Consider the following 18,143-nt stretch of genomic DNA (forward strand, 5'->3'; position numbering starts at 1 on the left):
GGCATCAGGCGAAGTAGCAGCTCACGGACCCGTACGGTCCGTAGTCGGCCTGGATCGTGTCGCCCTTGCGGGTCTCAATCGGGCGGATGAAGGAGCCCGCCAGCACCACCTGGCCGGCTTCCAGCGCCAGCCCGTTCGGCGCGATCTTGTTGGCGAGCCAGGCCACCGCGGTCGCCGGATGATTCAACACGCCGGCGGCCAATCCGGTTTCCTCGAGCTGGCCGTTGCGGAAGCACAGTGTGCCGATCCAGCGCAGATCGGCGTCCAGCGGGCGGATCGGCCGGCCGCCGAGCACGATGCCGGCATTGGCGGCGTTGTCGGCGATGGTGTCGAAGATCTTGCGCGTCGCCTTGGTCTCGGGGTCGACACGCTCGACCCTGGTATCGAGAATCTCCAGCGCCGGCACCACGAAGTCGGTGGCATTGAGCACGTCGAACAGCGTGCAATCAGGCCCGGCCAGCCGGTGCTTCATCACGAAGGCGAGCTCGGCCTCGACGCGGGTGGCGATGAAGCGGTCGCTCGGCACGAGGCCACCATCGGCAAAGAACATGTCGTCGAGCAGGATACCGGAATCCGGCTCGTCGATGTTGAGCGCGCTCTGCATCGCCTTCGAGGTCAGGCCGATCTTGTGGCCCTTGACGACGCGGCCCTGCGCCACCTTCATCTCGACCCAGGCCTTCTGAATCGCGTAGGCATCTTCCAGCGTGATGCCGGGATATTGCAGCGAAAGCTGGCGGATCTGCTTGCGGGTCTTTTCCGCCTGGTCGAGCCTGCCTGCGGCAGCGCGGATATCGTCCGGAGAGAGGGCCATTGGGTGCTACACAGAAAGTGGATGCCGGGAGATGATTAACATGTTAAGTAGATTTCTGCAAACTGAATCGCTGCATGGTGCAGCGCAAAAGTTTGTCGCGATGGATTGACTAATAATGGCGCGCAGGAAATCGCCGAACGAGACGCGACCAGCTCCGGCCGAGACGGCGCCGCCCCGGCGCGCGCCGATGCGCGAGTTCTCGCGCTCGCTGCCGATGTCGCTGCTGCGTGCGCGCGAAGCCGTGATGCGGCAATTCCGCCCGTCGCTGCGCAACCATGGGATGACCGAGCAGCAGTGGCGGATCCTGCGCGCGCTCACCGCGGTCGACGAGATCGAGGTCACCGAGCTCGCGCGTGTGGCGTTCCTGCTCGGCCCGAGCCTGTCGCGGATCCTGCGCGACCTCGAAGCCCGTCAGCTGATCGAGCGCAAGGCGGCAGCGACCGACGCGCGCCGCGCGGTGGTGTCGATCTCGGCCAAGGGCTTGAAGCTGATCGAGGCGGTGGCGCCGACCTCGGAGGCGATCTACGCCGAGATCACCCGGCGGTTCGGTTCACGCAAGCTCGCGGAACTGCAGGAAATGCTGGGCGTGCTCGAGGCGAGCCTGGCCGGCATGGCGTCCGCCGACAACGGCGAGATCGAAGCCGACGAATAGACGGCTACACCATATAGGGCACGCGCGAAATCGCGTTGATGGCGCGGAACTCGGCAATCCAGCCGGCCACTTTCGAGTGTGACCACTCGATATGGCGGCGCAGTGTCGCCGCCGCCGCGTCGCCGTCGCCGGCGCGCAATGCATCGACGATCACCAGATGCTCGTCCATGAAGGAATCGATCTGCGGCGCGGTCAGCGCCACCTGAATGTGCTTGCCGATCACGAACGCGCAGTGGGTGCGCTTGAGCGCCTCGATCATCTCGCGATTGATGCCGTAGCCCAGGCACCGGATGTGGAGGTCGCCCTCGATCTCGTCGAGCTCGCCGACACCGACGCGGTCGCGGAACCGGATCCCCTCGCGCAGCCGCTCCGCCATCCGGTCGAGCAGCGCCGCAGGAATCTGCGTCGCAGCGGATTTCAGCAGCAGCGGCTCGAGCGTTGCGCGCAGCTCGAAGATGTCGCGGACGCGGTCCTCGTCCAGCGGCACCACGTACCAATGGGCCTTGGCGCCTTTCTCCAGGATGCCGATCGCCTGCGCGCGCAGCAGCAGGTTGCGGGCCACCGTGCGTCCGACCCGGAAATGCCGCGCCAGCGCCAGTTCGCTGACACGGAAGCGTCCGAACAGCGAGCGGTAGATGATCTCGCGTTCGAGCTTGTAGTACAGCGCGTCCCAGGCGTCGGCTCTGACGGCCTCGACCGGCCCGCCGCTCAGCCCCAGCATGTCGGGCGTGATCGGGACGCGCCGCGGCTCGACCTCGCGTCTGCCGGCGATGACGCCGCGGCCATCGAACCGGCGCACCAGGCCGATGTGCTCCAGCTGCTCGAAGGCCTGCCGCACCGGGGAGCGGCTGGAGCCGAACAAGGTCGCGATCGCCGACTCGGACAGAACGGTGCCGGGTGGAACGTCGCCGGCGCGGATGCGCTTCGCCAATGCCGCCTTGATCAGCGCATAGGCCGGCTGTTTCCGTCTGGTCTGCGATTTCGCTCTCGGCATCGACATGGATGGCTGCCCGCAAACCACACTAACACGTGATCGCGGCGAGGTCGCCGACAACCGGCATTTACGCACCGGCCATGGTGAATTTTTGGCCATTGCGTGCAATGTGCAATCATGATTAGCTGATCGTACGATTGGATTGACGATCGCCGTTGCGCGTTGCGTGCGCTGCAGCGGTGTGAACGTTTGCGTCTAGCTCGTCTCAATGCAGCCGACATGCAAGTTCGGCGCGATACAACAGGGAGGAATCGATGAAACTGACGAGACGTGGGTTTTCCGCCGGCTTGGCGGCAGGTCTCGCTGCTCCGGCACTGATGCGTAGTGCGTGGGCGCAGGGTGCAACCCTCAAGATCGGCATGTGCGTGCCGGTCACCGGCCCGGCCGCGGAGCAGGGGCTGTGGGCCCAGAACGGCGCCAAGCTGGCGCTGGCCGCTGTCAACAAGGCCGGCGGCGTGCTCGGCAAGCAGGTCGAGCTCGTCATCGAGGACGACCAGACCACCAATCCCGGCATCGTGCTGGCGTTCTCCAAGCTCGCCGCGCAATCCGACATCGTCGCCTTCCTCGGCTCGATCCGCTCGACCCAGGTGCAGGCGATGGCGCCCGACGTGATCAAGGTCGGCAAGCCCGTGATGATCGGCGGCACCAATCCCGATCTCACCCATTCCGGCAATCCGTGGCTGTTCCGCTTCCGCCCGAATGACAATTATTCCGGCCGCGTGATCGCCGATTTCGGCGTCAATACGCTGGGCAAGAAGAAATGGGCGATCGTGCATTCCACCGACGCCTTCGGCACCGCCGGCGGCAAGGCGCTCTCCGAAGCGCTGACCAAGCTCGGCGCGCCGCCGGTGCTCGACCAGGGCTACGCCAACCAGAGCCAGGACTTCACGCCGGTGGTGCTGGCGGTGAAGCAGTCTGGCGCCGACGTGCTCGGCACCTACTTCACCTTCGAGAACGATCTCGGCATCTTCGCCCGGCAGCTGCGCCAGCTCGGCGTCAACATTCCCTGGGTCGGCTCGCCCTCGGTGGTGGCGGTGTCATCGACCAAGCTGGCCGGTCCCGCGCTCTACGGCACCTACGGTGTGGCCGACTTCGCCGAAGACTCCAGCGACGCCGCGAAAGCGTTCAGCAAGACCTATCGCGATGCCTACAAGACCGCGCCCGACAACCAGAGCGCCTGGCCCTATGACGCGATCACCATCCTGTCGGCGGCGATCAACAAGGCCGGCTCGACCGATCCGAACAAGATCCGCGACGCCATCCTGGCGACGCAGAAATTCGCCGGCGCCGAAGGCGAGTACAATTTCGACAAGAACGGCGACGGCCTGCATGGCTACAACGTCGTGAAGAACGACAAGGGCAAGATCGTCTACGACAAGCACATCGACTTCAACGACTGATCTGACAGGGTCAGGGAGGCCCGAACGGATGGGTTCCCTCCCCCCTTGCGGGGGAGGGTTAGGGAGAGGGGTAAGCCGCACAGGCGGCGATCGTGGCTTACCCCTCTCTCCAACTCTCCCCCGCAAAGGGGGAGCGAGCCCTACCACCTCCCGCGTGGCCCTAAACTCCAATCGAGCGCTGTCATGGATCTGATCCTTCAACTCCTGTTCACCGGCATCGGCATCGGCGCGGTTTACGCGCTGGTCGCGCTCGGTTTCGTGCTGATCTTCCGCGCCACGAACGTGGTGAACTTCGCCCAGGGCGAGTTCTCGATGGTCGCCGCCTATCTGATGGTGGTGTTCTCCGTCGATCTCGGCTGGCCGTATTGGCTGTCGTTCCTGATCGCGCTGGCCGGCATGGCGCTGCTCGGCATCTTCTTCAATCTCGGCGTCTACTATCCGCTGCGTCATCGCACCTATCTGCCGGTGATCATCGCCACCATCGGCGCCTCGATCCTGCTGTCGAACTCCGTGCTCGCGATCTACGGCCCGCAGCCGCAGGTGCTGCAGGGCTGGTTCGACACGCCCGGCATCCAGCTCGGCCCGGTCTATCTCGACAGCCAGTACCTCCTGATCATCGGCGTCACCATTTTCCTGGTTTTCTTCAATTTCTGGTTCTTCGAGAAGACGCTGCTCGGCAAGAAGCTGCAGGCGACCTCGCAGGACAAGGAAATGGCCTCGCTGCTCGGCATTTCCGTCTCCACCATGATCATGATCACCTTCATCTATTCGGCGGTGCTCGGCGGCCTTGCCGGCATCCTGGTCGCGCCCGTGCTGTTCGTCTCGATCCAGATGGGCTCGACGATTGCGCTGAAGGCGTTCGCCGCCACCATCATCGGCGGCTTCGGTGACGTCGCCGGCGCCATCGTCGGCGGGCTGGCGCTCGGCGTGATCGAGACCTTTGGCGCGGCCTACGTCTCGGTGCCGTACAAGGACGGCTTTGCCTTCCTGGTGCTGATCGCCTTCCTGATCTTCCGGCCGCAGGGCATCTTCGGCGAGCGCGTCGCGGAGAAAGCATGAGCGCCAGCGACAACATCCAGATCCCGGCGCCGGCGGTGCGCTCGAAGCCGCTGCTCATCCGCCATCTGCCGTACTTCATCGCCGCTGCGGTGCTGGTGACGCTCGCCGCCGGCATGCGGTTCGACGGCTACATCCTCAACATCCTGCTGCAGGCGACGACGTTCTCGATCGCGGTGTTCGGCCTGTCGGTCGTGCTCGGCCTGTGCGGCCAGATCAACCTGGCGCAGGCCGCGTTCTTCGGCTTCGGCGCCTATGCGGTCGGCCTCGGCACCGCCGATCTGCATCTGAACTTCTGGCTCTGCCTGGTCGGGGCCTGCGCGATCACGCTGATCGCCGGCGCGTTTCTCGGCATGTCCACGCTGCGGCTCGGCGGCCATTACCTCGCGATGGTGACGATCTCGTTCCAACAGATCGTGACACTGGTGATGATCAACGCGATTGGCATCACCCACGGGCCGGACGGCGTTGCCAACATCCGCCGGCCGGAGCTGTTTCAGAATTCGCAGAGCTATCTCGCCTTCTGCGTCGCGATGCTCGCGATCGTCGGCTACCTGGTCTGGCACCTGCCGGACACCAGGATCGGCCGCGCCATGCGCGCGGTGCGCGACAACGAGCTCGCGGCCGGGGTCAACGGCATCGACGTGTTCCGCACCAAGGTCTACGCCTTCGGCATCTGCGCGCTGCTCGGCGGCCTTGCCGGCGGCCTGTTCGCCGGCGGCTTTGCCTATGTCAGCCCCGATCAGTTCTCGTTCGCGGAATCGATCGTGTTCCTGACCATGTCGCTGCTCGGCGGCGTGGCCTCACCGATCGGCTCGGTGATCGGCACCGGGCTCTTGATCCTGATCCCGGAGTGGCTGCGCTTCCTGAAGAGCGTGCCGGGACTTTATCTCGCGATCTACGGCCTGTTCGTGATCCTGATCATCCGCTTCATGCCTGACGGCATCTGGGGCTTTGTCTCGGACGCCTTCACGCGCTGGCGCGCGCAGACCAAGGCGCCGCCAGCGGCGGCCGCATTGCAGCTCAGGCCCGCAACCAGCGGCGGCGACATCGTGCTCGAGGTGACCGGTCTGTCGAAGCACTTCGGCGGCCTCAAGGCGGTCGACGGCGTCGACATCGCGGTGAAGCGCGGCAGCGTGCATGCACTGATCGGTCCCAACGGTTCCGGCAAGACCACGACACTCAACGTCTTGTCAGGCCTCTACAAGGCGACCTCGGGCAGGATCGTGCTCGACGGCACCGACATCACCAACATGGCGCCCCATCAGCGCACGGCCGCAGGCCTCGGGCGAACCTTCCAGAACATCCGCCTGTTCCGCTCGATGACGGCGCTGGAAAACGTCGAGATCGGCGCCGAGCGGCCCGGCAACACCATGATCGGGAAGGGCGAGGATGCGCTGACCGAGCGCGCGATGGAGGCGCTGACGTTTGTCGGCCTCGGCAACCGCGCCAACGAGCTGATCTCGAGCTTCTCCTACGGCCACCAGCGCCTGATCGAGATTGCCCGCGCGCTGGCGTCGAACCCGACGCTGCTGCTGCTCGACGAGCCCGCCGCTGGCCTCAACTCGACCGAGAAGCTCGAGCTGCATGAGTTGCTCAAGCGCATCGCGGCACAGGGCCTCACCATCCTGATCATCGATCATGACATGACGCTGGTCTCGGAAGCTGCCCAGCACATCACGGTGCTGAACTTCGGGCGCCGCATCGCGGACGGCGAATCCATGGCGGTGCTGCGCCATCCCGACGTCGTCTCCGCCTATCTCGGGAGCGAATGATGCCGCTGCTCGAAATCCGCAATCTCGTGGTCCGCTACGGCGAGATCGAGGCGCTGCGCGGCGTGTCTATCGTCGTGGAGCAGGGCCAGGTGGTGACGCTGCTCGGGGCCAATGGCGCCGGCAAGTCGACCACGCTGCGCGCGATCTCCGGTCTGGCAAAGCCTGCCGCCGGCGACATCCTGTTCGACGGTCACTCGATCGCCGGCCTCGGGCCGGAGGCGATCGTGCGGCTCGGCATCTCGCACGTTCCGGAAGGCCGCCGCGTGTTCCCGGGTCTCACTGTGAAAGAGAACATCATGCTGGGGGCGTCGAACCGGAAGGTCTCGGCGTCGCAGATCTCGCGCGAGGCGGACGCGATGTTCGACCTGTTCCCGGATATCCGCGCGTTCTCGGGCGCGCTCGGCTGGACGCTGTCCGGCGGTCAGCTGCAGATGGTCGCGGTGGCACGCGGCCTGATGGCCAAGCCGCGGCTGTTGCTGCTCGACGAGCCCTCGCTCGGGCTCGCGCCTGTGATCGTGCAGGCGGTGTTCCGCATCATCTCGCAGATCAGGAAGGACACCACGGTCTTGCTCGTCGAGCAAAATGCGCGCATGGGACTCTCGGTCGCCGATCACGGTTTCGTCCTCGAAACCGGACGGATCGTGCTCGGCGGCAAGCCCGACGAATTGTGGGGCAACGAAGCCATCGCCGCGGCCTATCTCGGCGGCCACGCCAAAACTCACGCCTGAGCGTGATCCGGAAAACTGGGCACTGGTTTTCCGATCAGATCATGCTCCAATAACTGAGCGAGCCTTTTCTTCATGGTCACCATCAAGGTCGAGAACCTCATCAATTTCGTCGCCGAAGTGTTTTCCCATTCGGAGTCCTCGCCCGAAGAAGCCAAGCGCATCGCGACCTATCTGACGACTGCGAACCTCACCGGGCATGACAGCCACGGCGTGATCCGCGTGCCTGTTTATGTCAGGTGGAAGAAGATGGGCTCGATCGTGCCGAACCAGACCCCCGAGGTCGTGGTCGACACGCCGTCGCTCGCGGTGGTCGACGGCAAGTTCGGCTATGGCCAGACCGTCACGCCGATCGCGGTCAAGCTCGGCATCGAGAAATGCAAGAAGGCCGGACTCGCTGCGGTTGCGCTGCGCAACTCCGGTCATCTCGGCCGCGTCGGCGACTGGGCGGAAATGGCGGCTGCGGAGGGCCTCGTCTCGATTCATTTCGTCACCGCGGCGGGCTCGCTGCTGGTCGCGCCCTATGGCGGCGTCGAGAAGCGGCTGTCGACCGCGCCCTATTGCGTCGGCATTCCGCGCCAGGGCCAGGACCCGATCGTGCTCGATTTCGCCACCTCCGTCGTCGCCGAGGGCAAGTGCCTGGTTGCAAGCCGCGGCGGCAAGAAGCTGCCGTCAGGCGCGCTGGTCGATGCCGACGGCACGCTGAGCGATGATCCGCATGTGCTGTATGGCGCCTACACGCCCGACGGACCGCGCGACCACACCAAGGGAACCGGCGCGATCCGCGCTTTCGGCGATCACAAAGGCTCGGGCCTTGCGTTCATCTGCGAACTGCTCGGCGGCGCGCTGACCGGCACCGGCGCGACCTCGTCGGACCGGCGTTTCGCCAACGGCATGATGGCGTTCTACATCGACCCCAAGGTGATCGACACCAGCAATTTCTTCGACGGCGAGATCACGCGCTACAGCGACTTCATCCGCGCCACCAAGCCGATCGCGGGCACCGAATCCGTGCTGATACCGGGCGATCCGGAACGCAAGACCCGCGCCGACCGGACCAAGAACGGCATCCCCTTGCCTGACGACACCTGGGCGGCGATAGTGAACACCGCTCGCGAAGTCGGCGTCAGTGAAGCCTCCATCCAGCGGGCGACCAGCTAGGGCTCGCCCTCCAAGAAAACTCAAAGCGGACATAAAACGGAACGCAAAAGGGAACGCGATCAATGGCAAACAAGGTCAAGCAGGTCTGGGCATCGGGCAAGGCAGTGGTGAACGCGTGGCTCGCGATCCCCTCCGGGTTTTCCGCCGAAGTGATCGCGCAATGCGGCTTCGACAGCGTCACCGTCGACATGCAGCATGGCGTGCAGGATTATCTCTCGATGGTGCAGTGCTTCCAGTCGATGCACGCCCATCCGGTGACGCCGATGGTCCGCGTGCCCTGGAACGAGCCCGGCATCATCGGCAAGGTGCTCGACGGCGGCGCCTATGGCGTGATCTGCCCGATGGTGAACACGCCGCAGGAAGCCAAGAATCTCGTATCCTACGCAAAATATCCGCCGAAGGGCGTGCGCTCCAACGGCCCGATCCGCGCCGGCATGTACGGATCGGCCGGCACCTACCAGCAGACCGCCAATGACGAGATCGTGCTGCTGCCGATGATGGAGACCAAGACCGCGGTCGAGAACATGGAAGCGATCCTCGATGTCGAAGGCATCGACGGCGTCTATATCGGTCCGTCCGATCTCGGCTTCTCCTACGGCCTGGTGCCGAAGCTCGATCGCGACGAGCCGGAGATTCTGAAGATCTACGAGAAGATCATCAAGGAGTGCGGCAAGCGCGGCCTCAACCCGGGCATCCACTGCTCGGGCGCCGACGGCGCGGTGCGCGCGATCAACATGGGCTTCAAGCTGGTCACGCTGTCGAACGAGGTCGGCCTGATGCAGACCTACGCGAAGATGCAGGTCAATGCGACCCGCGAGAAGTCCGGCGGGAAGGCGTAAACATAACTCTATACTCTCCCTCGCCCCGCTCTTCGCGGGGAGAGGGGGGTGAGGGGCATCTATCCGGCGAGCACCATGATTGTAGCTCGCATTGTGCTTCGCCCCTCACCCGGATCGCTGTCGCGATCCGACCTCTCCCCGCAAAGGGCGGGGAGAGGTGAAAGAACTCCGAAGGAGATTCCACATGGCCCCGACGCAAGTGATCCGCCTGCATCCTGACGACAGCGTCCTGATTGCGCGCGCGAGCCTGCCGCCGGGGCTTGAGGTGGCTGACGGCGTCATCACGGCCGATCGCATTCCGGCCGGCCACAAGGTCGCCATCAAGCCGATCGCGCAAGGCGAGCCGATCCGGCGCTACGGCCAGATCATCGGCTTTGCTACGGCGCCGATCGCGCCGGGCCAGCACGTGCATACGCAAAACTGCGGCATGGGCGATTTCGCCAAGGACTATGCCTATGGCGTCGACGTCAAGCCGGTGCCGAACTTCGATCTGCCGACAACCTTCGACGGCATCCGCCGTCCCGACGGCCGCGTCGCGACGCGCAACTATATCGGCATCCTCACCTCGGTGAATTGCAGCGCCCACGTCGCGGGCCTCGTCGCCGACGTCTTCAAGAAGAACCCGTTCACCGGCGAGAATCCGCTCGCCGACTTCCCCAATGTCGACGGCGTCGTCGCGCTGACCCACAAGACCGGCTGCGGCATGACCCAGGACGAGCCGCTGGCGCTGCTCCGCCGCACGCTCGGCGGCTATGCGCGGCACGTGAATTTTTCCAATGTCATCGTGCTCGGCCTCGGCTGCGAGGTGAACCAGATCGGCGGCCTGATGCAGGAGCAGAAACTCGCCGGCCGTCTGCGGGCGATGGACATTCAGGAGGTCGGCGGCACGCGCAAGACGGTGGAAGCCGGTGTTGCCTTCGTCAAGGAAGCGCTCGCCGACGCCAACAAGGTCAAGCGCGAGGCGGTGCCGGCGAGCGAGCTCACCGTCGCACTGCAATGCGGCGGCTCCGACGGCTATTCCGGCGTCTCGGCCAATCCCGCGCTTGGCGCGGCGAGTGACCTCTTGGTGCGCCATGGCGGCACCGTGATCCTGTCGGAGACGCCGGAGACTTACGGCGCCGAGCATCTTCTGACCCGGCGCGCGGTCAGCCGCGAGGTCGGCGAAAAACTGGTCGGCCTGATGCGCTGGTGGGAGGAATACACCCAGCGCGAAGGCGCCGAGATGAACGCCAATCCGAGCCCCGGCAACAAGGCCGGCGGCCTCACCACCATTCTGGAGAAGTCGCTCGGCGCGATGGCCAAGGCCGGCAGCACCAACCTCGTCGACGTGCTGCACTATGCCGAGCCCGTGACCAAGAAAGGCTTCGTGTTCATGGACACGCCCGGCTACGACCCGGTCGCGGCGACCGGGCAGGTCGCCGGCGGCGCCAACCTCGTCTGCTTCACCACCGGCCGCGGCAGCGTGTTCGGCTGCAAGCCCGCGCCCTCTATCAAGCTCGCGACCAACACGCCGATGTACAAGCGGATGGAAGACGACATGGACGTCAATTGCGGCACCATCCTCGACGGCGAGGAGAGCGTGCAGCAATGCGGCCAGCGCATCTTCGACCTGATCCTCAAGACCGCCTCCGGCCAGCCGACCAAGAGCGAGAGCTTTGACTTCGGCGGCGCCGAGTTCGCGCCCTGGGTGTTAGGGGCGACGATGTAGCCGAGGTCCCGTAGCCCGGATGGAGCGCAGCGAAATCCGGGATTCTCACCGCGGATAAAGAACCCGGATTGCGCTTCGCTCCATCCGGGCTACGGGGCAGGGGCCATTCGCCCGTCCGTTGGGCACCCCATGCCCGTTGTTAGTGCTTGATGTCGACCGGTCGCAGTGTTCTGCTCAAAAAAGCTGCTGGAGCCCATGGTCCGTGTCGATCTTCGTCGCGCTGCATCACGTCACGCACTACAAATATGACCGGCCGATCGATCTGGGGCCCCAGACCATTCGCCTGCGGCCTGCGCCGCACACGCGAACGCCGATCCTTAGCTATTCGCTCAAGGTCACCCCCGCCAATCATTTCGTGAACTGGCAACAGGACCCGCAGGGCAACTGGCTCGCGCGCTACGTCTTTCCGGAGAAGGCGACCGAGCTCAGGATCGAGGTCGATTTCACGGCCGAGATGACCGTGATTAATCCGTTCGACTTTTTCGTCGAGCCCTATGCCTACAGTTTTCCGTTCGAATACGCCGGCGACCTCAAGACCGAGCTCGCGCCCTATCTGGAGACCGAAGCGCCCGGTCCGCTGCTTGCCGCTTATCTGGAAGGGATCCCGCGCGCGGCCGACTCGACCGTCAATTTCCTGGTCGAGCTGAACGCGCAGCTCCAGAAGAGGATCAGCTACGTCGTCCGCATGGAGTCCGGCGTGCAGACGCCGGAAGCGACGCTTGCCGCGGGGGCGGGCTCATGCCGCGACTCGGCCTGGCTATTGATCCAGGCGCTGCGCCACCTCGGGCTCGCCGCGCGCTTCGTCTCCGGCTACCTGATTCAACTGCGGCCCGACATCGATCCGGCCGACGGCCCGCGCGAGGTCGAGACCGATTTCACCGATCTGCACGCCTGGGCCGAGGTATATCTGCCGGGCGCGGGCTGGATCGGCTTCGACGTCACCTCCGGCATGCTGACGGGCGAAGGCCACATCCCGGTCTGCGCCACGCCGCACTACCGCTCGGCCGCGCCGGTGACCGGCACCGCCGGCATCGCCAATGTCGATTTCAGCTTCGAGATGAACGTCAGGCGGATCCGCGAGGTGCCGCGGATCACAAAACCGTTCTCCGATGAATCCTGGGCGCGTCTCGACCGGCTCGGCGAGCAGGTCGATGCCGATCTGAAGACGCACGACGTGCGGCTGACCATGGGCGGCGAGCCGACCTTCGTTGCGATCGACGATCCGGAGGCGGCCGAGTGGAACATCGCCGCGCTGGGGCCGACCAAGCGTGCGCTCGCCGACGCTTTGATCCGCAAGCTCCGCGCCCGCTTCGCGCCGGGCGGCCTGCTGCATTACGGCCAGGGCAAATGGTATCCGGGCGAAAGCCTGCCGCGCTGGGCGTTCGGCCTCTATTGGCGCAAGGACGGCAAGCCGATCTGGAACAATGTCGAGCTGATCGCGCCGATCGACAATCCCTCGAAGGCCGACATCGGCGAAGCCAGGCGTTTTGCCGAGAGCGTCGCGCGCAGGCTCGGCCTGAGCACTGACTATGTCGCGCCCGCTTACGAAGACCCGGCGTTCTGGCTGCAGCGCGAGGCGGGCCTGCCCGCCAATGTCAGCCCCGCCAATTCGAGGCTCGGCGATCCGGAAGAACGCGCGCGCCTCGCGCGGGTGTTCGACGAGGGCTTTACGGAGCCGAAGGGTTTTGTGCTGCCGATCCAGCGCTGGAGCCCGCTCGGCGATCGGGTGCCGGCGCGCTGGCGCAGCGAGCGCTGGAAGATCCGGCGCAGCCATCTGTTCCTGTTTCCCGGCGATTCCCCGCTCGGTCTCCGGCTGCCGATCTCCTCGCTCGAATACATTCCGCCCGACGATTATCCCTACATCATCGAGCCCGATCCGATGGCGCCGCGCGACGCGCTGGCCGAGATCGATGCGGAGCTGCTGCAGGCGCTGAAGGAGATTCCCGAACCGCTGCCGGTGCGCACCGCGATGTCGATCGAGCTTCGCGACGGCGTGCTGTGCGCGTTCGTGCCGCCGGTCGAGAAGGTCGAGGACTATCTCGATCTGGTCGCCGCTATCGAGGCGACCGCCGAGGAGTTGCAGTTGCAGGTGCATGTCGAAGGCTATCCGCCGCCGTTCGATCCGCGCATCGAGGTGATCAAGGTGACGCCCGACCCCGGCGTGATCGAGGTCAACGTGCAGCCCGCGCAAGACTGGCGCGAGGCCGTCGACATTACCCTCGGCGTCTATGAGGATGCCGCGAAGATGAGGCTCGGCGCCAGCCGCTTCCTGATCGACGGCCGTCACACCGGCACCGGCGGCGGCAATCACGTCGTGGTTGGCGGCGCGACACCGCAGGATTCGCCATTCCTGCGCCGGCCCGATTTGCTGAAGAGCCTCGTGCTGTATTGGCAGCGGCATCCGTCGCTGTCCTATCTGTTCTCCGGCATGTTCATCGGCCCGACCAGCCAGGCACCGCGCATCGACGAGGCGCGGCATGACGGGCTCTATGAACTGGAAATCGCGCTGGCGCAGACTCCGCCGCCGGGGACGGACGCGCCGCTGTGGCTGGTCGACCGCCTGTTCCGGCACATCCTGGTCGACATCACCGGCAACACCCATCGTGCCGAGATCTGCATCGACAAGCTCTATTCGCCCGATGGCCCGACCGGCCGGCTCGGCCTCGTCGAATTCCGCGCCTTCGAGATGCCGCCCGATCCGCGCATGTCGCTGGCGCAGCAGCTGCTGATCCGTGCGCTGATCGCAAAACTGTGGCGCGAGCCGCAGCAGGGCAGGTTCGTGCGCTGGGGCACCGCGCTGCATGACCGCTTCATGCTGCCGCATTTCCTGCGCGAGGATTTTTTGGGTGTGCTGGCCGAGCTCAAGCAGTCCGGCTACGCCGTCGAGGCCGAATGGTTCGAGGCCCAGTTCGAACTCCGTTTCCCGGCTTTCGGCCGCGTCCATCACGGCGGCGTCGGCCTCGAACTGCGGCAGGCGCTGGAGCCCTGGCATGTGCTGGGCGAGGAGGGCGCCTCGGGCGGCACCGTGCGCCATGTCGATTCCTCGGTCGAGCGGGTGCAGGTCAAGGCGACCGGCTTCGTGGAGGGCCGCCACGTCATCACCTGCAACGGCAGGCGGATGCCGATGACCGCGACCGGACGCGCAGGTGAGGCGGTCGCCGGCGTCCGCTTCAAGGCCTGGCAGCTGCCCTCAGGCCTGCATCCGACCATTCCGGTGCATGCACCGCTGACATTCGATCTGATCGACACCTGGAACGGCCGCTCGCTCGGCGGCTGCGTCTATCATGTCGCCCATCCCGGCGGCCGCAACTACGAGACCAAGCCGGTCAATTCCTATGAGGCCGAGGCGCGGCGGCTGGCGCGCTTCCAGGACCACGGCCACACCCCGGGTACGATCGAGATTCCGCCGGAGGAACGCACAATTGAGTTTCCGTTGACCCTCGACTTGCGGTCCCCACTCCTGCAGTAATTGGCCACAGCGCGATGAGGCCGGAGTTGAATCATCGTGCCTCAGGGCTTGGTTTGAGCATGATCGTTCCGGAAGGCCGCGCCGCGCTTGTCCGGATCATGCTCGAAGGGAAAGGCAATGACCGGATCGGGTGGCCAGGGAGACAGCCAAGGCGGCAGTCAGGAGAGCAGGGCCCGTCCCGGTCGGCGCCGGATGGCGCAGTGGACGCGCGACTATGTCCGGCTGCCCGGCATTCCCGACGAATATATCGCCCAGGACGGTGCGCCGCGGCCGGCCTGGACCCGATTCTTTGACGCCTTCGCCGCGCTGTCGCCCGGCGACATCGAGCGCCGGTTCGCCTCGGCGGATCGTCATCTGCACGAGGCCGGCGTCACCTATCGTGCGCCCGGCGACATCGCCGACCGGATCTGGCCGCTCAGCCATCTGCCGCTGATCATCGATGCCGCCGACTGGCGGCAACTGGCAGCCGGCATCGCGCAGCGCGCGCAGCTGCTGGAAATGGTGCTGGCCGATCTCTACGGGGAGGGCCGTCTCGTCGCCGATGGCGCGATTCCTGCCGCGGCGATCGCCGGGAGCAGCGAGTATCTGCGCGCGGTCAGCGGCATCAAGCCGCCCGGCGGCCGCTATCTGCATCTCTATGCGGCCGACATCGGCCGCGGGCCCGACGGCCGCTGGTGGGTGCTCGGCGACCGCACCCAGGCGCCCTCGGGCGCGGGCTATGCGCTGGAGAACCGCCTGGTGCTGTCGCGCGCCTTCTCCAATCTCTACAAGTCGATGAATGTCGAGCGCGTCGCGCCGTTCTTCGAAGCGTTCCGCGATTCGCTGCGCGCCAGCGCCGACCGCGACGAGCCGCGGATCGGCCTGCTGACGCCCGGCGCATTCAGCGAGACCTATTTCGAGCACGCCACGCTGGCGCGCTATCTCGGCTTCCTGCTGGTCGAGGGCGACGATCTCGCGGTCTCTGGCGACCGCGTCCACATCCGCACCGTTGCCGGGCTGAAGCGGCTCGACGTGCTGCTGCGCCGCGTCGATTCCAACATGCTCGACCCGCTCGAGCTCGACGCTTCTTCCTATCTCGGCGTGCCCGGCCTCGTCGAGGTGCTACGCAAGGGCGGCGTCGTGGTCGCCAACATGCCGGGCTCGGGCGTGCTGGAGGCCAAGGCGCTGCTCGGCTTCCTGCCCAATCTCTGCCGCCGCCTGCTCGGCGAGAACCTGATGGTGCCGCACATCGCGACCTGGTGGTGCGGCCAGCCGCGGGCGCGCGAGGAGGTGCTGTCGCGGCTCGACGAGTTCGCGATCGAAGGCGCCTATGGCCGCGGCACTCCGGATTTTTCCAGCAACGGCCCGGTGCTGCCAGGTGAGTTGTCGGCGCCGGATCGCGACCGGCTGAAGCACGCGATCAGCGAGCGCGGCATCGATTATGTCGGCCAGGAGCTGGTGCGGCTGTCCACGACGCCGGTCTGGGAGAATGGCCGGATCGCGCCGCGCCCCTTTGTGCTGCGGGTGTTCGCTGCGGCGACGCCGAATGGCTGGACCGTGCTGCCCGGCGGCTTCTGCCGGATCGCCGAACGGCCGGATGCCCGCGCGGTGTCAATGGGCGATGGCGCCGTGTCCGCCGATGTCTGGGTGGTCTCCGACAAGGCAGTCGCCACCTCGACCTTGCTGCCGGCGGTCGACACGGTGCGGATCCGCCGCATCGCCGGCGTGCTGCCGAGCCGTGCCGCCGACAATCTGTTCTGGCTCGGCCGCTATCTGGAGCGCGCCGAGGCAACGATCCGGCTGATCCGCGCGCTGTGCACGCCGTTGCGCGATCCGGCGCGGGCGAATTCCAGCGGCGGCGCACCGACGCTGCATTCGGCCGAGCGCATCCAGCGCATGCTGGTGGCCTGGGGCGCGAGCTCGCAGTCCGCGCGCGCCAACCCCGCGAAGGTCGCGCTCGAAGCGCTGCAGAGCGAGGAGAAGTTCGGCTCGGCGCTGTCGCTGGTGCGATCGGCGCAGCGCACCGCGACCGGCCTGCGCGAGCGGCTGTCGCCGGACGCCTGGCAAGTCATCACCGAGATGGCCGACCGGCTCGCGATCGAGGTGTATGACGACGACGGCGTGGTCAGCGCCGCCGAGCTCACCCTGCAGGAGCTGGCGAGCTTTGCCGGGCTCGCGCAGGAGAACATGAACCGCGCCGCCGGCTGGCGCTTCCTCGACATGGGCCGCCGCGCGGAGCGTGCCGTCAACACCACGCGCTTTGCCCGCCAGTTCGCCTATGACGAGGCCGGCGACGAGGACCTCGACGTCCTGCTCACGCTGGTCGACTGCCAGATCACCTACCGCTCGCGCTACCTGCTGCAGCCGCTGCTCTCACCGGTCCGCGACCTCGCGGTACTCGATCCCTACAATCCGCGCTCGGTCGCATTCCAGGTCGCCGGCCTCAACGAGCACATCGCCGCGCTGCCGAGCCTGAAGGAGCATGGCCTGATCGAACGGCCACAGCGTCTCGCGGTTGCCGTCGAGGCGATGTTGACGACGGCTGAAGCCGCCAGCCTCGATGTCGGGACGCTGTTTGCCCTGGAGCAGGATCTGCTCCAGCTCGCCGATGCGATCGGTCTGCATTATTTCCCGCATGGTCCGAATGCCAGCCGGCCGGAGAAGCTCACGGGGCTGGCGTGATCTACGACGTCCGTCACGTCACGACCTACAGCTACGAGACCCCTGTCAGTTTCGCGCGCTGCTCGCTGCGGCTGGAGCCGATGAGCGGTGACGGCCAGCGGCTGATCTCCCACAGTGTCGATATCCGCCCGAGGCCTGCCGAGCGCACCGTGCGGCGCGACTTCTTCGGGACGCTGACCGAAAGCGTTCTGATCGAGACCGCGCACCGCAGTCTGCGCATCGATTCCCGCTCGCGCGTGTCGGTCGAGCGGCTGGCGCCGGCGCGCGATGCCGCAAGCCCGCCCTGGGAGCGGGTGCGCGAGGCCGCCTTCGCGGCGTCGAGCCTGAAAGCGGCGTCGCCGGTTGGTTACGTCTTTGCCAGCGCGCTGGTGCCGGTGCTGCGGCCGGTGACGGAGTATGCTTTTGCCAGCTTTCCGCCGGATCGCGGCATTCTCGCCGGTGCCGCCGATCTGATGCGCCGCATCCGCAGCGAGTTCAAATACGATCCGAAGGCGACCGTGATCTCGACGCCGCTGCGCGACGTGTTCGAGAAGCGCCGCGGCGTCTGCCAGGATTTCGCCCATGTGATGATCGCAGGCCTCCGCGGCCTCGGCCTGCCCGCGGCCTATGTCAGCGGCTACCTGCGCACCGTCCCGCCGCCGGGCCAGCCGCGGCTGCAGGGCGCGGATGCGACCCATGCCTGGGTGTCGGTCTGGTGCGGCAGCGAGCTCGGCTGGATTGGCTTCGATCCCACCAATGATCTGATGGTCGGAGGCGACCACGTCGTGCTCGCCATCGGCCGCGACTTCGCCGACGTCTCGCCGGTCGACGGCGTCATCGTCGGCGCGCGCAAGCAAAAGCTCAACGTCGCGGTCGACGTGCTGCTGGTGGAGTGAGGGGGAGGTGGGCGCCG

The 18,143-nt window shown here is 66.3% G+C and carries 13 protein-coding genes; 11 read left to right on the plus strand and 2 right to left on the minus strand.

The window, feature by feature from the left end; translation table 11 throughout:
• Positions 1–4: 4 nt before the first annotated feature.
• Positions 5–811 carry a 2-oxo-hept-4-ene-1,7-dioate hydratase gene (hpaH, locus tag XH93_RS14820; RefSeq protein WP_194474096.1) on the minus strand — a complete coding sequence of 269 codons (807 nt, stop codon included), beginning with the start codon at positions 809–811 and terminating at the stop codon, positions 5–7.
• Between the two features lie 115 nt (positions 812–926).
• Here hpaH and hpaR point away from each other — a divergent pair, with 115 nt between their 5' ends.
• Positions 927–1,463: a homoprotocatechuate degradation operon regulator HpaR gene (hpaR, locus tag XH93_RS14825; RefSeq protein ID WP_194474097.1), complete on the plus strand. Its 537-nt coding sequence runs from the start codon at positions 927–929 to the stop codon at positions 1,461–1,463.
• Positions 1,464–1,467: 4 nt separating this feature from the next.
• Here hpaR and XH93_RS14830 read toward each other — a convergent pair whose 3' ends face one another.
• Positions 1,468–2,463: a GntR family transcriptional regulator gene (locus tag XH93_RS14830; RefSeq protein ID WP_194474098.1), complete on the minus strand. Its 996-nt coding sequence runs from the start codon at positions 2,461–2,463 to the stop codon at positions 1,468–1,470.
• Between the two features lie 248 nt (positions 2,464–2,711).
• On the opposite strand from XH93_RS14830, the gene XH93_RS14835 reads away from it, so the two are divergent.
• The 10 genes from XH93_RS14835 (at position 2,712) to XH93_RS14880 (ending at position 18,126) form a co-directional block, all read left to right on the plus strand.
• Complete coding sequence (locus XH93_RS14835) at positions 2,712–3,857, plus strand: ABC transporter substrate-binding protein (protein ID WP_139481986.1); 1,146 nt, start codon at positions 2,712–2,714, stop codon at positions 3,855–3,857.
• Between the two features lie 183 nt (positions 3,858–4,040).
• Positions 4,041–4,916 carry a branched-chain amino acid ABC transporter permease gene (locus XH93_RS14840; RefSeq protein ID WP_139481985.1) on the plus strand — a complete coding sequence of 292 codons (876 nt, stop codon included), beginning with the start codon at positions 4,041–4,043 and terminating at the stop codon, positions 4,914–4,916.
• Entirely contained in the window at positions 4,913–6,688 is a 1,776-nt protein-coding gene (locus tag XH93_RS14845; protein WP_139481984.1) for an ATP-binding cassette domain-containing protein, read from the plus strand. Before XH93_RS14840 ends, XH93_RS14845 begins: the two co-directional genes overlap by 4 nt.
• Positions 6,688–7,416: an ABC transporter ATP-binding protein gene (locus tag XH93_RS14850; protein WP_194474099.1), complete on the plus strand. Its 729-nt coding sequence runs from the start codon at positions 6,688–6,690 to the stop codon at positions 7,414–7,416. The genes XH93_RS14845 and XH93_RS14850 overlap by 1 nt, the downstream gene beginning before the upstream one ends.
• 72 nt (positions 7,417–7,488) lie before the next feature.
• Positions 7,489–8,574: a malate/lactate/ureidoglycolate dehydrogenase gene (locus tag XH93_RS14855; RefSeq protein ID WP_139481982.1), complete on the plus strand. Its 1,086-nt coding sequence runs from the start codon at positions 7,489–7,491 to the stop codon at positions 8,572–8,574.
• Positions 8,575–8,636: 62 nt separating this feature from the next.
• Positions 8,637–9,413, plus strand: a complete 777-nt coding sequence (locus tag XH93_RS14860; RefSeq protein ID WP_139481981.1) for an HpcH/HpaI aldolase/citrate lyase family protein — start codon at positions 8,637–8,639, stop codon at positions 9,411–9,413.
• 184 nt (positions 9,414–9,597) lie between these two features.
• Complete coding sequence (locus XH93_RS14865; protein WP_194474100.1) at positions 9,598–11,121, plus strand: UxaA family hydrolase; 1,524 nt, start codon at positions 9,598–9,600, stop codon at positions 11,119–11,121.
• Positions 11,122–11,323: 202 nt separating this feature from the next.
• Entirely contained in the window at positions 11,324–14,590 is a 3,267-nt protein-coding gene (locus XH93_RS14870; protein ID WP_194474101.1) for a DUF2126 domain-containing protein, read from the plus strand.
• Between the two features lie 117 nt (positions 14,591–14,707).
• Positions 14,708–17,251 carry a circularly permuted type 2 ATP-grasp protein gene (locus tag XH93_RS14875; RefSeq protein ID WP_194474102.1) on the plus strand — a complete coding sequence of 848 codons (2,544 nt, stop codon included), beginning with the start codon at positions 14,708–14,710 and terminating at the stop codon, positions 17,249–17,251.
• Complete coding sequence (locus tag XH93_RS14880) at positions 17,248–18,126, plus strand: transglutaminase family protein (protein ID WP_139481977.1); 879 nt, start codon at positions 17,248–17,250, stop codon at positions 18,124–18,126. The genes XH93_RS14875 and XH93_RS14880 overlap by 4 nt, the downstream gene beginning before the upstream one ends.
• Positions 18,127–18,143 lie beyond the last annotated feature (17 nt).

This window comes from Bradyrhizobium sp. CCBAU 51753 (genome assembly GCF_015291565.1).
Classification (GTDB): Bacteria; Pseudomonadota; Alphaproteobacteria; order Rhizobiales; family Xanthobacteraceae; genus Bradyrhizobium; species Bradyrhizobium ivorense.